Raw genomic sequence first — 20,806 nt, 5'->3', positions numbered from 1 at the left:
GAAGGGTGTTTGCGACACCGGATCGGTAGCCTCCGGTAATGGAGTTCGCCGAGTTCGCCGCGACGGCGGCCGAGATCGAGGGCGAGAGCGCCGACATCGCGACGATCGAGCTGGTGGCCGGGCTGCTCGCAGACGCCGGTGACGACCTCCCGATCTGCACGCGGCTCGTGCAGGGACGGGTGTTCCCGGCCTACGAGGCGACGAAGCTCGACATCGGCCCGAAGCTGTGTTACGAGGCCCTGGCGCGGGCGGCGGGCCGAAACGTCGCCGTCGACGACATCGAGGCCCGCGTCGCGGACGTGGGCGAGATCGGTGCCGTCGCGACCGAGCTCGACCTGGGCGGCCAGCAGGGACTTGCCGCCTTCGGCGCTGGCTCGCAGTCGCCCCTGACCGTCGCCGAAGTGGCGGACGAACTCGCGGCCATCGCGTCGGCCAGCGGTTCGGGGAGCCGCGGCACGAAAGTCGAGACGCTGTTCGGCCTGTTCAACCGCGCCAGCGACGCGGAGGCCCGCTACCTCGCCCGGATCGTCCTCTCGGAGATGCGGATCGGCGTCGGCGAGGGGACGGTGCGCGACGCCATCGCGGCGGCCTTCGACGCGCCGGTCGACGCCGTCGAGCGCGCGCTACAGGTCACCAACGACTACGGGAACGTCGCCCGGGTGGCCCGAGACGAGGGGGCCGACGGGCTGGCCGACCTCGAACTGACGATCGGCCGGCCGGTCAAGGCGATGCTCGCACAGGCCGGCACCGTGACCGAGGCCCTCGAAGACTGGGAGACCGCAGCGGTCGAGTGGAAGTACGACGGCGCGCGGGTCCAGGTCCACGACGACGGCGAGACGGTCCGGCTGTTCTCTCGGAACATGGAGGACGTGACCGAGCCGCTGCCGGAGGTGGTGTCGGCCGTCGAGGACGCCGTCGACGGGCCGGCCATCCTCGACGGCGAGGTCGTCGCGGTCGACGGTGACGGCGATCCGCTCCCCTTCCAGGAGGTCCTGCGACGCTTCCGGCGCAAACACGACGTGGCCCGTGCCAGCGAGACCGTCGGCGTTCGCCTGCACGCCTTCGACTGTCTCCACGCCGACGGTCGAGACCTGCTGGACGCCCCCCTCGTCGACCGACAGGACGCGCTCGACGCGGTGCTTGGCGACGCCGACGCCGTCCGGTCGACGTTCTGGCTCGCAGACGACACCGAGCGGATCGAGGACATCGCAGACGAGGCGCTGGCCGCCGGTCACGAGGGGATCATGCTGAAAGATCCCGACTCGACGTACTCGCCGGGCAAGCGGGGCAAACACTGGCGCAAGCGCAAGCCCGACGTGGAGACCCTCGACCTCGTCGTCACCGGTGCCCAGTGGGGCGAGGGACGGCGAGCGACCTACCTGGGGACCTTCGAGCTGTCGGCCCGGACCGACGACGGCTACGCGCCCGTCGGCAACGTCGCGACCGGAATCACCGACGAACAGCTGGCGACGCTGACGGAACTGCTGGAGCCACACGTCACCCGGGAGACCGGCCAGCGCGTCGAGATCGAACCGGCCGTCGTCTTCGAGGTCGGCTACGAGGAGATCCAGACCTCCTCGACCTACGACTCTGGGTACGCGCTCCGGTTCCCGCGGTTCGTCGAGGTCCGCTCGGACAAAGCCGTCGCGGACGGCGACACGCTCGAACGGGTCGAGCGGCTGGCCGCCCGGCAGGGGTGAGGAGCCGGACAGCTCTCCGCGATGACTCCGACCGTCGGCGTCACGGGCCATTTATACGCCGCTCGGCCGAACCGTGATCCATGACCGTCCACTTCGAGGACATCACGCTGGACTGGCTCGGCTACGCGACCCTGCGAGTCGAGAGCGACGACACGACGATCTACTTCGACCCGGGACGGTACGGCGTCCTCACGGGCGAGTGGGAACCTCACGTCGAGGGGATCGACCACCCGCCGACGCGGGACTACGACGCGCGGGACGGCGACGTCGTGCTGGTCACTCACATCCACCACTACGACCCCGACGGCATCCGCCGGGTGGCGAGCGACGACGCCACCGTCGTCCTCTTCGAGGGGATCGACGTCCACGCGACCGACCGCGACCTCGACCGGCCGGCCGATCTCGACTTCGAGGTCGTCGAGGTGGGCATGGAAGACGAACTCGTCGCTGCCGACTGCCCGATCTGGACCGTGCCGGCCTACAACGAGGAAGACGGCCCGAACGTCGAGGACGACGGCACGCCGATCCACCCCAGGGGGATCGGCTGTGGCTTCCTGGTCGAGATCGGCGGTGAGCGGGTCTTCTGGCCCGGCGACTCCGACGTGTTGCCCGGCCACGAGGAACTCGACGTGGACGTGTTCGTCCCGTCGATCGCGAAGCACTACACGATGGATCGCCACACGGCCGCCGACCTCGCGGCGGAGATGCGACCGGACTGCGTGCTTCCGATCCACTACAACACCTTCGAGTCCCTGGAGGGCGACGACGAGGCCTTCGCAGTCGACGTTGCGGGCCGTGGCGTGCCGGTCGCACTGGACCATTGAACCTCGTTTCGGTCGCCCGCTTCCCTGCCGCGCCCGAAAAGAGGTTACACGACACACCCCTACGGAGGGTGCATGACTACCGCACTGTTCATCGTCAGCGAAGAGGGTTACTGGGGCGAGGAGTGTATCGAGCCGCTCACGACGCTCACCGAGGCGGGCGTCGAGGTCACGGTCGCGACGCCGACGGGGAACCCACCCGTGATCGACGAGCGATCGATCGACCCCGAGGAGGTCGGCGAGGAGACCGCCGAACGCGTCACGAGCGTGGCGGAGAGCGACGACCGCCTCAACGACCCGATCGCGCTGGCCGACGCCGACGCCGAAGAGTACGACGCCGTCGTCTTCCCCGGCGGCCACGGTGCCGAGTGGGACGTGACTCAGGACGGACACGCCCGTGACGCGCTCCGTACCGCCGTCGAGGGCGAGGAGGGGACGGCGCTGGTCGTCTGTCACGCCGTCGGCATCCTCGCGTTCACCCGCGACGCCGACGGCGAGTTCCTCGTCGAGGGCCGATCGGTCACCGGCTTCCCCAACGCCTGGGAGGAGGGGATCGTCGACGAGCGGGACCTGCTGCCCGACGGCCGCAAGCTTCCGTACTGGGTCGAGGACGAAGTAGTGGCCGCTGGCGGCGTCTGGGACGCCGAACTCGACGCCGACACGTCGGTGACCGTCGACGGCGATCTCGTGACCGCACGAGGGCCGCCCTCCTCACACGCCGCGGCGGTGACGCTACTGGACGAGCTCGGGATCGAAGCGTAATCGCGGCCAGACGGCCACCGCGGTCGATTCACGCGGCGAGATCATCTCGCCCAGTTCCGCGGATCGAGCGCGTAGTAGCCGACAGTCATCGTGAGCGCCATCAGTACCGCATCGACGAAGAGACGGTCCCCGCCGATCACCAGGCCGGCGACGAAGACACCGCCTCCGGTGAGTACACCCGTCAGCACTGCGTAGCCACCGCGCGATCGGTTCTCGATCCACCCGTTCACGCGGCCGGAGAGCGACCGGTCAGAGGGCATCTACGAGGTCACAGCGCGCCCGCTTGCATCAGCCTTTCGAGCGTCAGGTCGAGAATGGATAGTCGGTGTGTCGGACCTACAGCACGCCCATCTCGTCGAGGCGCTCGGGGAGGTACGTGTCGGTCACGAAGTCGAGGCCCCGCGAGGCCAGTGACTGCTGTTCGGACTTCTTGCCGATGTCGAGTTGCAGTTCGATCTGTTCCTCCCAGAACTCCGTCTGGAAGCGCGGGTCCGACAGCTCCGATTCGAGGGCGTTGATGTCGGAGTCCGAGAGCGGATCGGTCGGCAGGTCGTACTCGACGATGTCCGCCGGTCGGATGCCGATGAACTGGGCTTCCGGCGTCGCGAGGTACTCCGAGAGGTGGGCCGACTTGATCGAGCCGTAGGCGACCGAGCCGTAGATGCGGTACGACCACGGGTCGCCGTCAGTGAAGACCACGACTGGCAGGTCGAGTTCGTCGTGGAGTCGCTTGGTCAGTCGCCGGGTCGCGCGGGCGGGCTGGCCGCCCAGGTGGACGACGATCGAGTCGTACTCGTCGTCGAAGCCGTTCTCGACGAGTCGGTCCCGCATCCCGCCGGTCTCGACACAGAGGACGAAGTCGGCGTCGTTGTCGAGGAACTCGATGGTGTCCGGGTTGTTGGGGATCTGGTAGCCGCCCTGGCCCACGTCGTCCTGGCAGTGGATCTCGCGGTCGCCCCGCCTGGTCTGCTCGCGCAGCAGCAGCGGTCCCATCACCTTCGCGCCCGACTCCTCTGGGCGCATGTGGAAGTCCTCGCGTTTGACCTCCGAGACGATCTCCAAGTCCTCGATGAGGTTGTTCGACTCGTCCTGGGTGTTGAACTGGGCCTCGTCGAGGTCCCACGACTCCGAGAGGTAGTACAGTTCACGCAGGGTCGACGAGCGGTCCTCTTCGAGTTGCTGTGCGAGGAAGTCGATGGTGTAGGTCGCCTTCAGGAGCTTCTGAGCCCCGGAGACGGTCTTTGCCGACCGCGTCGAGGAGCGGTCTCCGTACACCCACACGTCCTTGTCCTCGTCGTACTCGATGTTGGACTTCGTCCGGGTGGGGATCTGCATCGTCGGCACGTCGCCGTCGGCGAACTGGTCGTAAAAGTCCGCCGCGAGGTCGAGCAGCTGTTCGCGGGCTTCTGCCTCGTTGAGGTTGCTATCAGTACTCATAGATTACGCGTTCACCGTCAGTTTCTCGTCTTCGACGCCGTCGACCGCGATGTCGAACTCGGCGTCGCCGTCGATCCGATACTCCAGGACTGCGTCGTCGCCGGCAGTGACGGTGGTCTGCCACTTGACGAACCACTCGCCGTCCATCTCGACGACGTTCGCGCCGTTCGTGGCCCGCGGTTCGGCCGTGACGATGTCCGTCAGGTCGATGTCGGCGTTGGTGTCGTCGTTGTTCTCGACGACGACCCGGACCGTGTCGCCCTCGACCTCGCGCTCGACGAGGACGTTGTTCATGATGCGGGCCATCGAGTCGTCGATGTCCAGTCGCTCGTTGCCCGTCACCGTCGCGAGCTTCTCGGCCATCTCGGGGAGGATCGTCGCGAGCTTGTTCTCTTTCTTCCGGCGCTTTTGCATCGACCGGCGCTTGTTGAGGTAGCTCTTTAGCTCCCGTGCGGCCTCGCGGATCGCCAGCTCGATCTCGGACTCGATCTCCGGGATGTTGGCGACGGCGTCCTTGGACTCGCTGGTGAAGGGGACGTTCGTCGAGGCGATGTGGACCATGACGACCGCGGCGTCGTTGGGGATGCCGCTACCCCCCGGCTGGTCGAGGCCGTAGTTGCGCCAGTTGATGGACTTGACCACGTCGGTCGTCGCGCACGCACCGCGCTGGTACACGAGCGGGACGCGGTTGGCAAAGCGCATCACCTGCGCCTGATCGTGTTCGATGTCGCCGCCGTAGGCGATGCCGGCCTCGACGATGAACGGGTCGCCGCCGTGGACCGAGGCGTCTCGGGTGGAGGCGGCGAAGAAATCGGCGTCGAACTCCTTTTTCAGCCCGGCCTCGACGAGTTCGGCGGTGATCGGCGCGAGACAGTCCGTCGGCGGCGCGATGATGTCGGTCTCGCGCATCGCCTCCAGCAGGTCGCTGGTGGTGTCCCGATCGTCGGCGATCTCGCCGACGTTGGGCGGATCGTCGGAGACCGGCGCGGCGACCTCCCAGAGGGCGTCGACGATCTTCTTGCGGGCGGTCTCGCCGAAGGTCGCGTCGTCCATGTCCTCGGTCATCTCCGCCGCGCGGTCGACGTAGTCTTCGAGCGCTGCGTACGTGACGCGGTTGGGTCCGTCATCGTCGAACTTGTCGGCGATGCGCTCGGCGATGCCCTGCACGGCGGCGTCGTCCTTGCGTGTCGTCGTCACGTCGTCGACGAGTTCGTACACATCGGGCGTTCGATCGGCGGTGATCTCGCCCCACGCCGCCTCGATGGCGGCCTCGCGGACGGTCGTGCCGAAGGTCTTCTCGTAGTCGTCCTCGATCCGGTCGGCGTGGTCGTCGACGATCGCTTCGAGGCGACCGTGAGCGACCCGGCCGGTCTCCGAGACGGCGCTGGCGACCGCGTCGGCGAACTCCGCGGTGGCGTCTTTGCCCTTGTTCGAGACGGCCTGCTGGACCGCTCTCGCGACGTCCATTTCGACGGCTTCGCCGTCTCCATCTCGTTGTCCCGTCGAGACAACGCTGTCCTCGTAGCTCTGGGGCCCGTACCACGTCATCTCGCGGCCGTAGTGTCGGTCGTTGAAGTTCGCGATGACGTCGTCGCTGGTCTTCTGGCCCACGCGGGTGAACTCGCCCTGCATGAACCCGGAGACGGAGTACGAGTCGGTCGACTCCAGCATCGTCAGCAGCGTCCCGATTTCGACGCCGTGGGGGTGGGGACGGATCTCCTCGGTCTCGTCGGGGAGCTGGTCGGTCGTCCGTTCGTACTTGAGGTGTTCCTTGGGCTCGACGAGTTCGATGCGGGCGTGAGGGTTGACCACCGCCGTGTGCTTGATGTAGTCGTGGAGCTGCTGGCGGGCCCGCATGTTCGCCTCCATCTCCAGTTCGATGCGGGTGCCGTGGGGCCGTTCCCAGGTCGTCGTGTCCTCGACGCTGATCTCGGGTTCGTTGGCGTCCGTGTCGACGATCAGCTCGAAGTACTGGGCGTCTGCGTGCTGCTCGGTCCGGCTGGTGATCTTCGCCGGCTTGCCGCTGGTCTTCTGGGAGTGGAGGACGGCCGCCGAGATACCGATCCCCTGCTGGCCCCGGTTCTGCTCGCGCTTGTGAAAGCGCGAACCGTAGAGCAGCTTCCCGAAGATGTTGGGGATCTGTTCTCGGGTGATACCGGGGCCGTTGTCTTCGACGATGAGCCGGTAGTAGTCTCCGGCTTCCTGAATCTCGACGTAGATGTCGGGGGTGATCCCGGCCTCCTCACAGGCGTCGAGCGCGTTGTCGACCGCCTCCTTGACGGCCGTGACGAGCGCCTTGGCCCCCGAGTCGAACCCGAGCATCTGCCTGTTCTTTTCGAAGAACTCGGCGATGGAGATGGATCGCTGGCTCTCGGCCAGCTCGTCGGCGATCCCCTCTCCTTCCCCGAGGCGAGACTGATACGAGGTCATTCGTGGCGATACGTATCAGCGGGCGCGTTATAAGGTGTTCGCCACCGGAGTGAAAGTGGTCACGGCGGCGCGACGCCACCGGTATTGATCGGTGCTGTCTTTCCCGGATATTTGTCCTGATAACTCGCCAGTTGTCTTTTTATCTGTGCATTACAGAGAAGCAGTATCGCAGCAACGAAGAGAAACCCAAAGGAAATTTATTATGAGTATTGAGAACTGGCTTCCACAGTCCGTCCGGCGGAGTTACACGCGCAAGTTCGGGCTCGTCGCACTGGTGATTCTGCTGCTCGTCGCGAGCATCGGATTCTACACCGCAACACAGGTTTCAGAAGACGTGAGCGATCAGCAACGCCAGAACCTCCTGGCGAACGCAGAGCTGGAGGGCGACGCCGTCAAGCAGTGGGTCGACACCCAGCAAAACACCGTCAGAACCCTCTCGAAGCAACGGGCGCTCGCGACGACCGACAGCGACGAGGCGCGGCGTGCGCTCAGCGGCGAACTCGAACAGCTCCCCAGCGAGGTCGTGGCACTGCACTACCTCAACCGCGAGGATCGAACGATCGAGGCGAGTACGAACGACGATCTCGAAGGGGCCAGCGTGACCGAGACGGCGATCGTCTGGCCACAGGAAACGAGCTACGACGAACTGTCCTTCGACGGACCGGAGACGGTCATCCAGTCGTGGGTGTACGCCGACCGCGCCGGCTCCCCCTCGATGGCGCTGATCTCGCCGGTGCCGGAGACGGAGTACGCGCTGATCATGAAGATCAGAATGAGCGAGCGGGCCGAACGGTTCCGCAGCTCCGTCGACGGAACGCGGACGACGATCATCGGCCGGGGAACTGGCGACGTGCTACTGGATCGCGACGAGGACGCCATCCTCGCGCAGTACGGCGGCTCGAACGCGGACGAGATCAGGACCGCCGTCGACAACAACCCCAACGGGACGCTCCTGACCTCGGAGTCGGTGGTCGCGTACACGGCCGTCGGCGGCGACTCGAACTGGGTCGTGATAAAGAAAGCGCCCAAGTCGTCGGCACTCGTGGTCCGCCAGCAGGTCGAGCAGAACGTCTTCCTCCTGATCGGGTCGGCGCTGGTCGGGCTGGTCGTGCTGGGCGTGATGGTGCGACAGGGGCCGATGCGCTCGATGCAGGAGCTCTCGACACAGGCGACCGCGCTCGCAAACGGGGACCTGGACATCGAGATCGCCGACGGCGGACGGGTCGACGAGGTCGGACAGGTCCGGGCAGCGTTTCGGGACATCAGGTCGTACCTCCAGACAGTCGCCGACCAGGCCGACGCGCTGTCGCGCCAGGACTTCGACGCTGCCGTCCTCGACGAGCCGGTGCCCGGCCGGCTCGGCGACTCCCTCGACGCGATGCAGACGGATCTGGAGACGTTCATCGACGACCTCGAGACGGCCCGCAGCGAGGCGGAAGTCGCCAAACAGGACGCCGAGGCCCTGGCAGACAGCCTCGAACAGCAAGCGGCGGCGTTCGGAACGGTGATGGCTCGGGCCGCAGACGGGGACCTGACCCAGCGACTCGACACGGACATCGACAACGACGCGATGCAAGACATCGCAGAGGCGTCCAACGAGATGATCGCGGAACTGGAGCAGACCGTCGTCGAGATCGAGCGCTTCGCACGCGACGTCGACGGTTCGAGCGAACAGATCTCCGCGAGCGCGAACGAAGTACGGACCGCGAGCGAACAGGTCGCCGAGACGATTCAGGAGATCTCCAGCGGAGCCGAACAGCAAAACGAGAACATCCAGCAGGTGACAGACGAGATGACGGACCTCTCTGCGACGATCGAGGAGATCACGTCCTCGACCGACGAGATCGCGACCAAGGCCGAACAGGCCTCCGAGACCGGGGCACAGGGACGCGAGTACGGCCAGGAAGCGACCGCAGAGATCGAGGCCATCGAGGAGAAGGCGACCGAGACGATCGAGCAAGTCGAGACCCTCGCCACCGAGGTCGAACGGATCGGCGAGGTGGTGACGCTCATCGACGAGATCGCCGACCAGACGAACATGCTGGCACTGAACGCCTCCATCGAGGCCAGCCGAGCCGGCGAGGCCGGCGAAGGGTTCGGCGTCGTCGCCGACGAGATCAAAGAGCTGGCGGCCCAGACCCAGGAGGCGACCGACGACATCGACTCGATGATCACCGAGATCCAGTCGGTGACCGACGAGACCGTCGTGGACATGCGCGAGATGGGCGCACGGGTCGACACCGGACAGGAGACGATCAGGGAGGCCACCGAGGCCCTCGACGAGATCGTCGAACAGGTCGAGGAGACCAACGCCGGCATCCAGTCGATCAGCGACGCGACGACGGAGCAGGCGGCGTCGACGGAGGAGGTCGTCGCGATGGTCGACGAAGTCGGTTCGATCAGCGAACAGACGAGCGCACAGACCGAGAACGTCGCGGCCTCCGCGGAGGAACAGACCGCCTCGATCACGGAGGTCACAGAGAACATCAGAACGCTCTCAGGTCGGGCCAGCGACCTCAAGGAACTGGTCGAGTCCTTCGAGACGGAGGCGGACGCCGCCGGCGGCCACAGCGACAGCGGACAGCCGAGCGAAGCGGCGACCGGCCGGTCGAGCGACGGGGCGTGATCTCGCTCGAACGACCGGACGGGAACTGAGCTGCCGGACGGAGCGATCGCTTCGCGTGCGCGTGCGGGAAGTTTAAGACCCCCGCACGACTAGACGCAGTAGATTCTATGTCACAGGACCGTGATTACGGTGCGGAACAGATTCAGGTTCTGGAGGGGTTACAGGCCGTTCAAAAGCGGCCGGCGATGTACATCGGGTCGACCGACTCCAGAGGCCTCCATCATCTCGTCTACGAGGTCGTAGACAACTCCATCGACGAGGCACTCGCCGGGCACTGCGACGAAATCACCGTCACGATCCACGAGGACGACTCCGTCTCCGTCTCCGACGATGGCCGCGGCATCCCGGTCGACACCCACGAGAAGCACGACCGGCCCGCGCTCGAAGTCATCATGACCGTGCTCCACGCGGGTGGGAAGTTCGACAGCAAGTCCTACCAGGTCTCCGGCGGGCTCCACGGCGTGGGCGTCTCCGTCGTCAACGCGCTCTCGAAGTGGCTCGAAGTCGAGGTCAAACGCGACGGAGCCGTCTGGAAACAGCGGTTCGACCACGGCGAACCGGAGGGCGAACTCGACCGGGTTCGCGACATGGAGCCCGACGAGGACACGGGCACGGAGATCCGCTTCTGGCCCGACGACGAGATCTTCGAGGGCACTGACTTCGTCTACTCGACGCTGGCCTCTCGGCTCAGAGAGCTTGCCTTCCTCAACTCCGGCGTCGAGATCTCGCTGGTCGACGAACGCGACGGCGACTCCGAGACGTTCGTCTACGAGGGCGGCATCAAGGAGTTCGTCCAGTATCTCAACGAGACCAAAGAGCCCCTCCACCGCGACGTGATCTACTTCGAAGACGAAGAGCAGATCGAGGACGGGCCGGTCCAGGTCGAGATCGCCATGCAGGGCACGGCCGAGCTACAGGGGTCGATCCACGCGTTCGCCAACAACATCAACACGCGAGAGGGCGGGAGCCACATGACCGGGTTCAAGACGGCCCTGACCCGGACGGTCAACGACTACGCCACGAGCAACGGCCTGCTGAACGACCTCGACGACACCCTCTCGGGCGAAGACATCCGCGAGGGGCTCACGGCCGTCATCTCGATCAAACACCCCGATCCGCAGTTCGAGGGCCAGACGAAAACGAAGCTGGGCAACAGCGAGGTCCGTGGAATCGTCGAGTCGGCGATGCACGACGGGCTCGGGACCTTCTTCGAGGAGAACCCCGACACGGCGGAAGCCATCGTCGGCAAGGCCGTCGAGGCCGCGAAGGCCCGCAAGGCCGCGAAGAAAGCCGAGGAGCTGACCCGCCGTAAGTCGGCGCTGGAATCGACGGCGCTGCCCGGCAAGCTCTCCGACTGCCAGACGCGTGATCCCGACGACGCGGAGCTGTTCGTCGTCGAGGGCGACTCCGCCGGCGGATCGGCCAAGCAGGGACGCAATCCGGAGTTCCAGGCGATCCTCCCGATCCGCGGGAAGATCCTCAACGTCGAGCGACACCGCCTCGACCGCATCCTGGAGAACGACTCGATCCGCAACGTCATCACGGCGCTCGGGACCGGCATCGGCGACGAGTTCGACGTCGAAGACATCCGCTACAAGCGGATCATCATGATGACCGACGCCGACGTGGACGGAGCCCACATTCGGACGCTCCTGTTGACCCTGTTCTACCGGCACATGAAGCCGCTGCTGGAAGCTGGCTACGTCTACGCCGCCCAGCCCCCGCTGTATCGGGTCCGGTACAACGGCGAGACCTACGACGCGATGACGGAGGCAGAGCGGGACCGACTCGTCGAGGAGAAGTGTGGCGGCGACCCCGATCAGGTCCAGCGGTTCAAGGGCCTCGGAGAGATGAACCCCCAGCAGCTGTGGGACACGACGATGGATCCCGATCAGCGGATCCTCAAGCAGATCACCATCGAGGACGCCGCGGCCGCAGACAAGATGTTCTCGGTGCTGATGGGCGACGCGGTCGAACCCCGCAAGGAGTTCATCAAGGAGCACTCGCCGGAAGCCGACTGGGTAGACATCTAACATGAGTTCTGAAGCACCTGACCCCGACGATCCGCAGGCGGCATCGCGCGTCGACCGCGTCCGCATCGAGGACGAGATGGAACAGAGCTACATCGACTACGCGATGAGCGTCATCGCCGGTCGCGCGCTCCCGGACGTTCGCGACGGGCTCAAGCCCGTCCATCGCCGGATCCTCTACGCGATGCACGAGATGGGCGTCTCGTCGCGCTCGGCTCACCGCAAGTCCTCCTCGATCGTCGGGGAGACGATGGGTGATTACCACCCCCACGGGGACAGCGCGATCTACGACACACTCGTCCGGATGGCCCAGCCGTTCTCGATGCGGTACCCGCTCGTGGACGGACAGGGGAACTTCGGTTCAATGGACGGCGACCCCGCGGCCGCGATGCGCTACACCGAGGCCCGGATGTCGCCGATCTCCGAGGAGTTGCTCGACGACATCGAGAAAGACACCGTCGACTTCCAGTCGAACTACGACGACCGACTCCGGGAGCCGGAGGTCCTGCCGTCGGCGATGCCGAACCTGCTGGTCAACGGTTCCTCGGGAATCGCCGTCGGGATGTCGACGAACATCCCGCCCCACAACCTCGGCGAGGTGATCGACGCGACGGTCCACCTCATCGACAACCCCGACTGCGAGGTCGAGGACCTGATGGACCACGTCAAGGGGCCGGACTTCCCGACCGGCGGCAACATCGTCGGCAAGGACGCCATCTACTCGGCGTACGCGACGGGGCGCGGTCGCCTCCGCGTCCGGGCGGACTACGAGGTCGATCCCGAGGAGAACCGGATCGTCGTCACCGAGATCCCGTACCAGGAGAACAAGGCCCGGATGGTCGAGCGGATCGCCGAAGACGTCAACGAGGGCGTCATCGAGGGGATCGCGGACCTCCGCGACGAGTCGGACCGCAACGGCGTCCGCATCGTCGTCGAGCTCAAGCGCGGCGCGAACGTCGACGTGGTCGAGAACCAGCTCTTGGAGAGCCACCTCGAATCGACCTTCGGCGTCATCAACCTCGCCTTAGTCGACGACGAGCCCCGCGTGCTCACGCTCAAGGAGACGCTCGAACACTACGTCGCGCATCGAAAGGAGGTCGTGCGTCGGCGCTCGCAGTTCGAACTCGACGAGGCCCAGGACCGCGCACACATCCTCGAAGGTCGCCTGAAGGCGCTGCAAAACGTCGACGACGTGGTCGAGCTGATCCAGGACTCGGAGGACCGCGACGAGGCGCGCACCGAGCTACGGAGCCAGTTCGACTTCTCCGAGGAACAGGCGGCCCACATCGTCCGGATGCAGCTTGGCTCGCTCACGTCGATGGAGACCGCGGAGATCGAGTCGGAGTACGAGGACGTACAGGCCCGGATCGAACGGCTCCAGACGATCCTCGACTCCGAGGACGAACTGCTGACGGTCATCAAAGACGAGCTCCGCGAGATCAAAGCGGAGTACGACGACGACCGCAAGACCTCGATCCTCGAAGCCGAGGGCGAGGTCACTCACGAGGATCTCATCCCCGAGGAAGACTGCGTCGTCGTCATCACGGAAGACGACTACATCAAGCGGATGCCCGTCGACGCCTTCGACGCCCAGAACCGGGGCGGCAAGGGGATCATCGGCTCGGACCCCAAGGACGGCGACCGCGTCTCGAAGGTCTTCCGGGCGAACAGCCACGACTACCTGCTCTGTTTCACCAATCAGGGACAGGTCTATCGCCTGAAGACCTACGAGATTCCGGAGATGTCCCGCACCGCCAGGGGCAAGTCGGCGGTCAACATCATCGACCTCGGCGACGACGAGGAGATCACCGCCGTGGTCTCGACGGACGACTTCGAGGAAGACGAGTGCCTGACGATGGTCACTCGCAACGGCTACGTCAAGCGCACCTGCGTCGACGAGTTCGAGAACATCCTCTCGACGGGGATCATCGCCGCGAAGCTCGAAGACGGCGACGCACTGGTCGACGTGGAGGTCACCGACGACAGCGGCGATCTGGTCGTCGCCACCGAGGGCGGGATGACGATCCGCTTCGACGAGTCGGAGGTCCGCGAGATGGGACGCTCGGCCCGCGGTGTCCGCGGGATCGACCTGCAAGACGGCGACAGGGTGGCCGCGATGGTCGCGACGGACGACCACGACGACCGCGCACTCCTGACCGTCACCGAGAACGGGTACGGGAAGCGCACGCTGCTCGCCGAGTACAGCAAACAGTCCCGCTACGGCAAGGGCCTGATCGACATCAAGACCGACGACCGCAACGGCCGCGTCGCGACGGCGAAGGCGGTCCGCGAGGACGACCACCTCGTCATCATGAGCGAGAGCGGCCAGATCATGCGCATCCCCGCGGGCGACGTGTCACAGGTCGGCCGCAACACGAAGGGCGTCAAGATCATGGCACTCGACGGGGCGGACAACGTGGCGAGCGTGACGGTAGTGCCCGCCGAGGTCGAAAACGACGAGTAGCACGCGGGCCGCTAGGCAACGCCATCTTTTGTCGAATATTCTGGTACAAAAAAGCGTGGTATGAAGTCGCTGCGCTACGAGGGGGAAACGAATGCCAGAGGTTCCGCGCCACAAGAGCAAACACGAACGGCTGGCCGCTCACCCGCTCGTCACCGACGAGGGGCACGTGACGCTCGTCGAGCCACTGGACCGGAGCCGGAACGGCGAAGTCCGTAGCGCCGTGCGGCGGGAGGTAGCGGCCGCGGGCGTCGACTGCCAGTTCGCTGACTTTCGCAGCGGCTCCGATGTCGACTGGCCGGGACTGTACAAGGCGTTGCGTGCCGAGGGCGCGTCGCGCCGACGGATCGGAGCCGTGCGAGACCTCGCCGATCGGTTCGAACGTCCGTATCCGTCGCTGCTGCGACTGCGCGTCGATCCCGACACGGAACTGGACTTCGAGCCGGGGCAGTACGTCACGCTGCGCAGCGGCGACACGCCGCGGGCGTACTCGCTCGCGAACACGCCAGCGGAGCACGAACTGGAGTTCTGTATCCGGCGTGTGCCCGGCGGACGGCTCACCAGCGAACTGTTCGTCCACGTCGAGGAAGGCGACGAGGTGGTCGTCCGCGGTCCCTACGGCGAGATGGCCCTCTCGAACCCCTCCAGCCGGGACGTGGTCTTTCTCGCGACCGGCACCGGCGTCGCTCCGTTTCGCAGTATGATCGAACACCTCTTCGCGACCGGGCAAGACACCTATCGAGGCACGGAGCGGGACGTGTGGCTGTTTCTCGGCTGTGCGTGGCGCGACGACCTACCGTATCGCGAGTGGTTCGAGTCGCTGGCCGAGGACCACGAGCGGTTTCACTTCGTTCCGACGCTGACGCGGGAGCCGCTCCTGAGCGACTGGACCGGCGAAGTCGACTACGTCCAGCGGGTGTTCGCGAAGTACCTCGACGGGGAGGCGGTCGATCGCACGTCGGTTCCGCGGTCGATGCAGCGGTACGTCGAGGCAGAGCCCGTGGAGACGCAGGCTCGGCTCGACCCCGACGACCTCGACCTGTACGCCTGTGGGATCAGCGCCATGGTCGAGACGCTCGTCCGGACGGCACGGTCGGTCGGCGTCCCCGAGACACACATGGACTACGAAGGGTTCGGGTAGGGTTCACTCGGCGAAGCCGTCGGCTCGCAGCGTCTCGTAGATGGCGTTGAGCTGGTGGTAGCCGACTTTGACCTCTGGCGTGTCGTCGATTGCGTCGGTCGCGACCTCGTTGTCGGGCGTCAACTGGAAGTACCAGTTCCCGTAGCGGTCGTTGACCGCGTGGTCCAGCGCGTAGTTCCAGATCTGGTCGTACCACGCTCGATACCGGTCGTCGTCGAAGCGGTCGGCCAGCAGTGCGGTCGCGCCGATACCCTCACACAGCGGCCAGTAGTACTTGTTCTCGACGAGCGGGTCGCCGTCCCGGTCGAAGTTGTAGACGAAGCCGCCGCGGTCGTCGTCCCAGCCGTTCTCGACGGCGGCATCGAAGAAGCGAACGGCGCGGTCGGCGAACCACGGAGCGTCGCGGTGGCGAGCCAGTATCAGGAGGAGCTTGCTCCACTCCAGCAGGTGCCCCGGCTGGTACCCCCACGGTCGGAAGAGGTCGCCCGGCTTGTCGCGGTTGTACGCCCAGTCGTGGTCCCACTCGCTCGTGTAGTGCTCCCACAGCAGGCCGTCGCCCTCGTCGGCGAGGTCGCGAGCCAGCCCCTCGGCGATGCGAGCGGCGCGGTCGAGGTACTCCTCGGTCCCGGTGGCCTCGTAGGCGGCCAACAGCGCCTCGCAGGTGTGCATGTTGGCGTTCTGGCCGCGGTAGTCGCTCGTGCCGGACCAGTCGCGGTCGAGTTCGACGCGACAGCGGCCGTGCTCGTCCTCCCAGAAGTGCTCGTCGAGCAGCGCGTACGCGGGTTCGATCCGTTCGCGGGCACCCGGGACGCCGGCACGTGCAGCCGTCGCGTACGCGAGGAGGACGAACGCGTGGCCGTAACACCGCTTGCCGCCGTCGGCCACGTCCTGTCCGTCCAGCTGCCAGACGTATCCGCCGTGGCGGTCGTCGCGGTGGTGTCGTTCGAGGTGACGAATGCCGTGTGCAGCCATCTCCTCGCAGTAGTGGGGGCCATCGAGGAGCGCGCCGACGCTGTAGTTGAACACGAAGCGGGCGGTGGCCGGCAGGAGCTTGGCGCGAGCGTCGTAGACGGTGCCGTCGCGGTCGCTGATCTGTGGGACGAACCCGCCGTGGGTCGTGTCGACGGACCGCTGGTGGTAGAACTCGAGCACGGAGAGCGCGTGTCGCCGGAGGTACCGGGGATCTCTGACTGTCGTGTCGCTGCGGGCGAGCATTGCCGGCCCGTCGACGTGACGAGTAATAAGCGTGCCCGAACTCGCAGGTCGTGTGTCACAGCGAGTGCCGTCGGCCAGAGCGGACCGACGGCGGTCCGGTTCACAGGATCCGTTTACCCATCGCGCTGGCGGTGAGTTCGCAGGCCAGCTCCGCGGTCTGGTTGTGCGTGTCGAGGATGGGGTTGGCCTCGACGACTTCCATCGAGCACAGCTCCGTCGTGCAGTTGGCGACGTACTCCATTGCGACGTGGGCTTCCCGATACGAGACGCCGCCCCGGACCGGCGTTCCGACGCCCGGCGCTTCGTTGGGATCGAGCCAGTCCATATCGAGACTGACGTGCAGGCCGTCGGTGCCGTCTGCGGCGACGGTCAGGGCCGACTCGACAACGTCCGTCACGCCGCGGTCGTCGATGTCGCTCATCGTGTAGGCCGTCACCGGCGACTTCTTGATGTGTCGACGCTCGCCCTCGTCGAGGCTCCGCAGCCCCACGAGTGCGACGTTCTCGGGGTCGACGTTCGGGGCGTGTGCCCAGTCGGTGTCCGCGAAGGAACCGAACCCGAGAATCGCGGCCAGCGGCATGCCGTGGACGTTGCCACTCGGCGTCGTTTCGGGGGTGTTGCAGTCCCCGTGAGCGTCGAACCAGACGATACCGATGTCGTCGGCCGTGGTGCCCGCGACCGTTCCGATCGCGATGGAGTGGTCGCCGCCCAGAACGAGCGGGAACTCGCCCGCGCTCGCCGTCGAGTCGACGGCCGACGCGACGCGTTCACAGACCACCTCCGTCTCGGCGAGATACTTTGCTCGCCCGTCGACCGATTCGTCAGCGACCGGCTCCAGTTCCTCCGGGCGTGGAACCGTCACGTCACCGTAGTCGACACACTCGATGCCGGCCGATTCGAGCTGGTTGGCGAGGCCGGCGTACCTGATCGCCGAGGGACCCATGTCGACGCCGCGACGATCCGCTCCGAGGTCCATCGGTGCACCGATGAGACGTACCTGTCGGTCCATGTCGGGGGGCTACGCGAGCCGGCACTAAAAGACAGATGGACGACGCGATCAGCGAGCCGTGCCGGCCGGGTGCGTGCTTCCTGTCAGCAGTATCTAATCGTTCTGTGAAGAACCGGGCTGACGACGGTACTCGTGGGTGTGACTGTGACGACGGGCAGAACTTCCAGTCGGGTCGCGACGAGTGTCAAGAAACACCGGCCCTGTCGAGGAACTCCCGGTGACAGTGCTGTTTCCGTTCGATTTATGGATGCGTCTTTTTACCACGACACACAGTGACAGTCGGGATGGGGTCACCGTCGGCTTTAAGGACAGGTACATCCAATCTTCGGTTATGTCATCAATCGAACTCACGCCCAGTCAGAAAAACATCTTGCAGGAACTGGTCAACCTGTACAAAGAGAGCGAGAGCGCGGTCAAGGGAGAAGACATCGCCGAGAAGGTCGACCGCAACCCCGGAACGATCCGTAACCAGATGCAGAGCCTGAAGGCGCTCCAGCTCGTCGAGGGCGTGCCCGGTCCGAAAGGCGGGTACAAGCCGACGGCGAACGCGTACGACGCGCTCCAGATCCAGGACATGGACGACGCCGCACGGGTCCCGCTCCGGCACAACGGTGAACTCCTCGAAGACGCCAACGTCGAAGAGATCGACCTCACGAGCGTTCACCATCCCGAGAAGTGTCGCGCCGAACTCCAGTTGCAGGGTTCGATTTCGGATTTTCACGAGGACGACTCGGTCACCGTCGGTCCGACGCCGCTCTCGAAGCTCCAGATCATCGGTACCCTCGCGGGAAAAGACGACACCAGCAACAAGCTGATCCTGACCATCGACGACATGCGGGCACCGGCCGGCGAACCGGAACATTAATTCTGCCGTTCGTTTCCGAATAGTGGAAGTTTAGCGTTTCTAACCATTATTCAAGCCTTCATTTCGTGACATAAATAATAAATGCATCCCCTCTGAATGTTTGATCGTCCATGACGGACAAAGACATTGGGGGGAGTACCAGACGAACCTTCCTCGGGACAGTAAGCGGTATTGTCGGATCAACAGCAGTCGGCACTGCAGCCGCGGTCGAAGGACGCGATCCAGACGGAAACGGCGGGGAGCACCGCGAGGCGGGTGAACTCATCGTCGGAATGGAGCCGACGGCAAACGCCGCCGAGACGAAGGCGACGATCCAGTCGGGGCTTCCCGAAGGGGCCTCGGTCGTCAGCGAGAACGACACGCTGGGGTTCATGGAAGTGCAGCTGCCCCAGCAGACGGGTCCACAGGCGCAGTCGGCGGCCAAGAAAGACCTGGAGAACCAGCCCGGCGTCGCGTACGTCGAACCAAACGCGACCTACTATCCGATGGTCATCGACGTCGACGACCCGCGGGTGGGAGAGCAGTACGCCCCGGAGCTGGTGAACGCCGGTGGGGCGTGGGAGACGACGCTGGGATCGACCGACGTGACGATCGGCGTCGTCGACCAGGGGACCCAGTACACACACCCCGACCTCCAAGCGCAGTTCGGAGAGGTCAAAGGACGGGACTTCGTCTCTGACGACGACGACCCGAGTCCGCGAGGTAGGAACGGACACGGCACTCACGTCTCGGGTATCGCGGCCGGAACGACGAACAACGCCACGGGGATCGCGGGCATCTCGAACTCCTCGCTGCTGGCCGCACGCGCGCTGGGCGGTCAGGGCGGCGGTGGGACACTGAGCGCGATCGCGGACGCGATCATCTGGTGTACGGACAACGGTGCAGACATCATCAACATGTCCCTCGGTGGCGGCGGTGCCAACCGGACGATGCGGAACGCGTGTGACTACGCGTTCGACAACGGCACACTACCGATCGCAGCGGCGGGCAACAGCGGCCAGCGAGGGATTTCGTATCCGGCGGGCTACGACTCCGTCGTCGCTGTCTCCGCGGTCGGTCCCAACGAGTCACTGACCGACTTCTCGCAGTACGGCCCTGGCGTCGACGTTGCCGCGCCGGGACTGAACGTGCTCTCGACGTATCCGACCGACGGCTACAACTCGCTGTCGGGAACGTCGATGGCCTGCCCGGCGGCTGCGGGCGTCGCGTCGCTGGCCCTCGCGATCGATCCGAGCCTGTCGCCACAGGAGCTCAAAGACGTGCTCACCGAGAGCGCTCGCGACATCGGTCTCCCGTCGGACCAGCAGGGCAGCGGTCTCGTCGACGCCGGTGCGCTCGTCGACGCCGTGAGCGACGACGACGGCGGTGGCGGCGGCGACGAAGACGCGACGAGCGGCTCGCTCACCTTCGGCGATCAGGTGCTGGGCGAGGGCGGGAACGTCACGGTCAGCGACGTGACGACGAACGGCGACGCGACGGTCGTGGTGACCTATCCCGACGGCGACCAGAACGTGGTCGCGGGCGTCTCGTCCGCAGACGACGCCAGCAGCACGGACGTGCCGGTATCGGTCCAGGACGACGGCGGATTCCCCGGCGAGCACACGGCCTGGGTGTTCGGCGACGGAGACGTCGAGGGCGTCGCGATCGGCGACGACGCGACGCCGGTGGCCGGTAGCGCGCTCGATTCCGACACCGCGGTCGTGTCGGACGGCGACGACGGCGGGGGCGGCGGCAGCGACTACCCGCAGTGGTCCGCCGACGAGGTCTACACGAGCGGCGACCGCGTCGTCTACGAAGGAACGATCTACGAGGCCCAGTGGTGGACTCAGGGCGACGAGCCCGGTTCGAGCCAGTGGGGTCCGTGGGAAGAAGTCGGTCCGGCCGACGGCGGCGACGGCGGTGACGGCGGTGACGGCGGTGACGGCGGCGACGGCGGTGACGGCGGTGACGGCGGCGACGGCGGTGACGGCGGTGACGGCGGCGACGGCGGTGACGGCGGTGACGGCGGCGACGGCGAGTACCCACAGTGGGACGCGGACACCGCCTACACCGGCGGCGACCGCGTCGTCTACGACGGCTCCGTCTGGGAGGCCCAGTGGTGGACTCGGGGCGACGAGCCCGCCGAAGGGAAAGCGGTCTGGGAACGCGTCTCCTGATCGCTGTCGCACCGTCGGCCGTCGATCCGTGACGGCGTTCGCGACGCCGGGTCGCGGATAGCGCCATGCAGTGAGCGGCCGATAGCGTGCCCCCAGCGCCGCCGTTCCCGTCGAATCGGGGCGAGGTGGCGAAACTGCAACTCAGTTGCCACA

14 protein-coding genes are annotated in these 20,806 nt (G+C 66.1%); 9 read left to right on the top strand and 5 right to left on the bottom strand.

Annotation, left to right across the window (positions count from 1 at the left end):
* Positions 1-38 precede the first annotated feature (38 nt).
* The 3 genes from ligA (at position 39) to HALKA_RS0112215 (ending at position 3,283) form a co-directional block, all read left to right on the top strand.
* Positions 39-1,700 carry an ATP-dependent DNA ligase LigA gene (gene ligA / locus HALKA_RS0112225; RefSeq protein WP_018258267.1) on the top strand — a complete coding sequence of 554 codons (1,662 nt, stop codon included), beginning with the start codon at positions 39-41 and terminating at the stop codon, positions 1,698-1,700.
* Positions 1,701-1,780: 80 nt separating this feature from the next.
* Entirely contained in the window at positions 1,781-2,524 is a 744-nt protein-coding gene (locus HALKA_RS0112220) for an MBL fold metallo-hydrolase (RefSeq protein WP_018258266.1), read from the top strand.
* A gap of 72 nt (positions 2,525-2,596) precedes the next feature.
* On the top strand, positions 2,597-3,283 hold the full coding sequence (locus HALKA_RS0112215) for a type 1 glutamine amidotransferase domain-containing protein (RefSeq protein WP_018258265.1): 687 nt from the start codon (positions 2,597-2,599) through the stop codon (positions 3,281-3,283).
* A 41-nt stretch (positions 3,284-3,324) separates the two neighbouring features.
* Here the strand turns inward: HALKA_RS0112215 and HALKA_RS0112210 are convergent, their stop codons facing one another.
* From HALKA_RS0112210 to HALKA_RS0112200, 3 genes are all read right to left on the bottom strand, one after another.
* A complete protein-coding gene (locus HALKA_RS0112210; protein ID WP_018258264.1) occupies positions 3,325-3,543 on the bottom strand; it encodes a hypothetical protein in 219 nt (72 codons plus the stop codon).
* Positions 3,544-3,619: 76 nt separating this feature from the next.
* Positions 3,620-4,720 carry a DNA topoisomerase IV subunit A gene (locus tag HALKA_RS0112205; RefSeq protein WP_018258263.1) on the bottom strand — a complete coding sequence of 367 codons (1,101 nt, stop codon included), beginning with the start codon at positions 4,718-4,720 and terminating at the stop codon, positions 3,620-3,622.
* A gap of 3 nt (positions 4,721-4,723) precedes the next feature.
* Positions 4,724-7,150, bottom strand: a complete 2,427-nt coding sequence (locus HALKA_RS0112200; protein WP_018258262.1) for a DNA topoisomerase VI subunit B — start codon at positions 7,148-7,150, stop codon at positions 4,724-4,726.
* Between the two features lie 202 nt (positions 7,151-7,352).
* Here HALKA_RS0112200 and HALKA_RS0112195 point away from each other — a divergent pair, with 202 nt between their 5' ends.
* The 4 genes from HALKA_RS0112195 (at position 7,353) to HALKA_RS0112180 (ending at position 15,408) form a co-directional block, all read left to right on the top strand.
* Positions 7,353-9,776, top strand: a complete 2,424-nt coding sequence (locus tag HALKA_RS0112195; protein WP_018258261.1) for a methyl-accepting chemotaxis protein — start codon at positions 7,353-7,355, stop codon at positions 9,774-9,776.
* A gap of 107 nt (positions 9,777-9,883) precedes the next feature.
* Entirely contained in the window at positions 9,884-11,809 is a 1,926-nt protein-coding gene (gene gyrB, locus HALKA_RS0112190; RefSeq protein WP_018258260.1) for a DNA topoisomerase (ATP-hydrolyzing) subunit B, read from the top strand.
* Position 11,810: 1 nt separating this feature from the next.
* On the top strand, positions 11,811-14,270 hold the full coding sequence (gyrA, locus tag HALKA_RS0112185; protein ID WP_018258259.1) for a DNA gyrase subunit A: 2,460 nt from the start codon (positions 11,811-11,813) through the stop codon (positions 14,268-14,270).
* 91 nt (positions 14,271-14,361) lie between these two features.
* Complete coding sequence (locus tag HALKA_RS0112180) at positions 14,362-15,408, top strand: FAD-binding oxidoreductase (RefSeq protein WP_018258258.1); 1,047 nt, start codon at positions 14,362-14,364, stop codon at positions 15,406-15,408.
* 3 nt (positions 15,409-15,411) lie between these two features.
* Here HALKA_RS0112180 and HALKA_RS0112175 read toward each other — a convergent pair whose 3' ends face one another.
* Both HALKA_RS0112175 and rocF read right to left on the bottom strand, forming a co-directional pair.
* The gene (locus tag HALKA_RS0112175; RefSeq protein WP_018258257.1) at positions 15,412-16,623 is read right to left on the bottom strand and encodes an AGE family epimerase/isomerase; all 1,212 of its coding nucleotides are present in this window, start codon (positions 16,621-16,623) and stop codon (positions 15,412-15,414) included.
* Between the two features lie 100 nt (positions 16,624-16,723).
* The gene (rocF, locus tag HALKA_RS0112170) at positions 16,724-17,632 is read right to left on the bottom strand and encodes an arginase (RefSeq protein ID WP_018258256.1); all 909 of its coding nucleotides are present in this window, start codon (positions 17,630-17,632) and stop codon (positions 16,724-16,726) included.
* 331 nt (positions 17,633-17,963) lie between these two features.
* Between rocF and HALKA_RS0112165 the strand changes: the two genes are divergently transcribed.
* Entirely contained in the window at positions 17,964-18,497 is a 534-nt protein-coding gene (locus HALKA_RS0112165; protein ID WP_018258255.1) for an HTH domain-containing protein, read from the top strand.
* Positions 18,498-18,607: 110 nt separating this feature from the next.
* Positions 18,608-20,653, top strand: coding sequence for a S8 family peptidase (locus tag HALKA_RS22155; protein WP_026190294.1), 2,046 nt, complete (start codon positions 18,608-18,610; stop codon positions 20,651-20,653).
* Positions 20,654-20,806 lie beyond the last annotated feature (153 nt).

The organism is Halomicrobium katesii DSM 19301 (assembly GCF_000379085.1).
Taxonomy (GTDB): domain Archaea; phylum Halobacteriota; class Halobacteria; order Halobacteriales; family Haloarculaceae; genus Halomicrobium; species Halomicrobium katesii.
The sequence above is the reverse complement of the archived record's forward strand: the minus strand, read 5'-3'. Positions and strand labels throughout refer to the sequence as shown.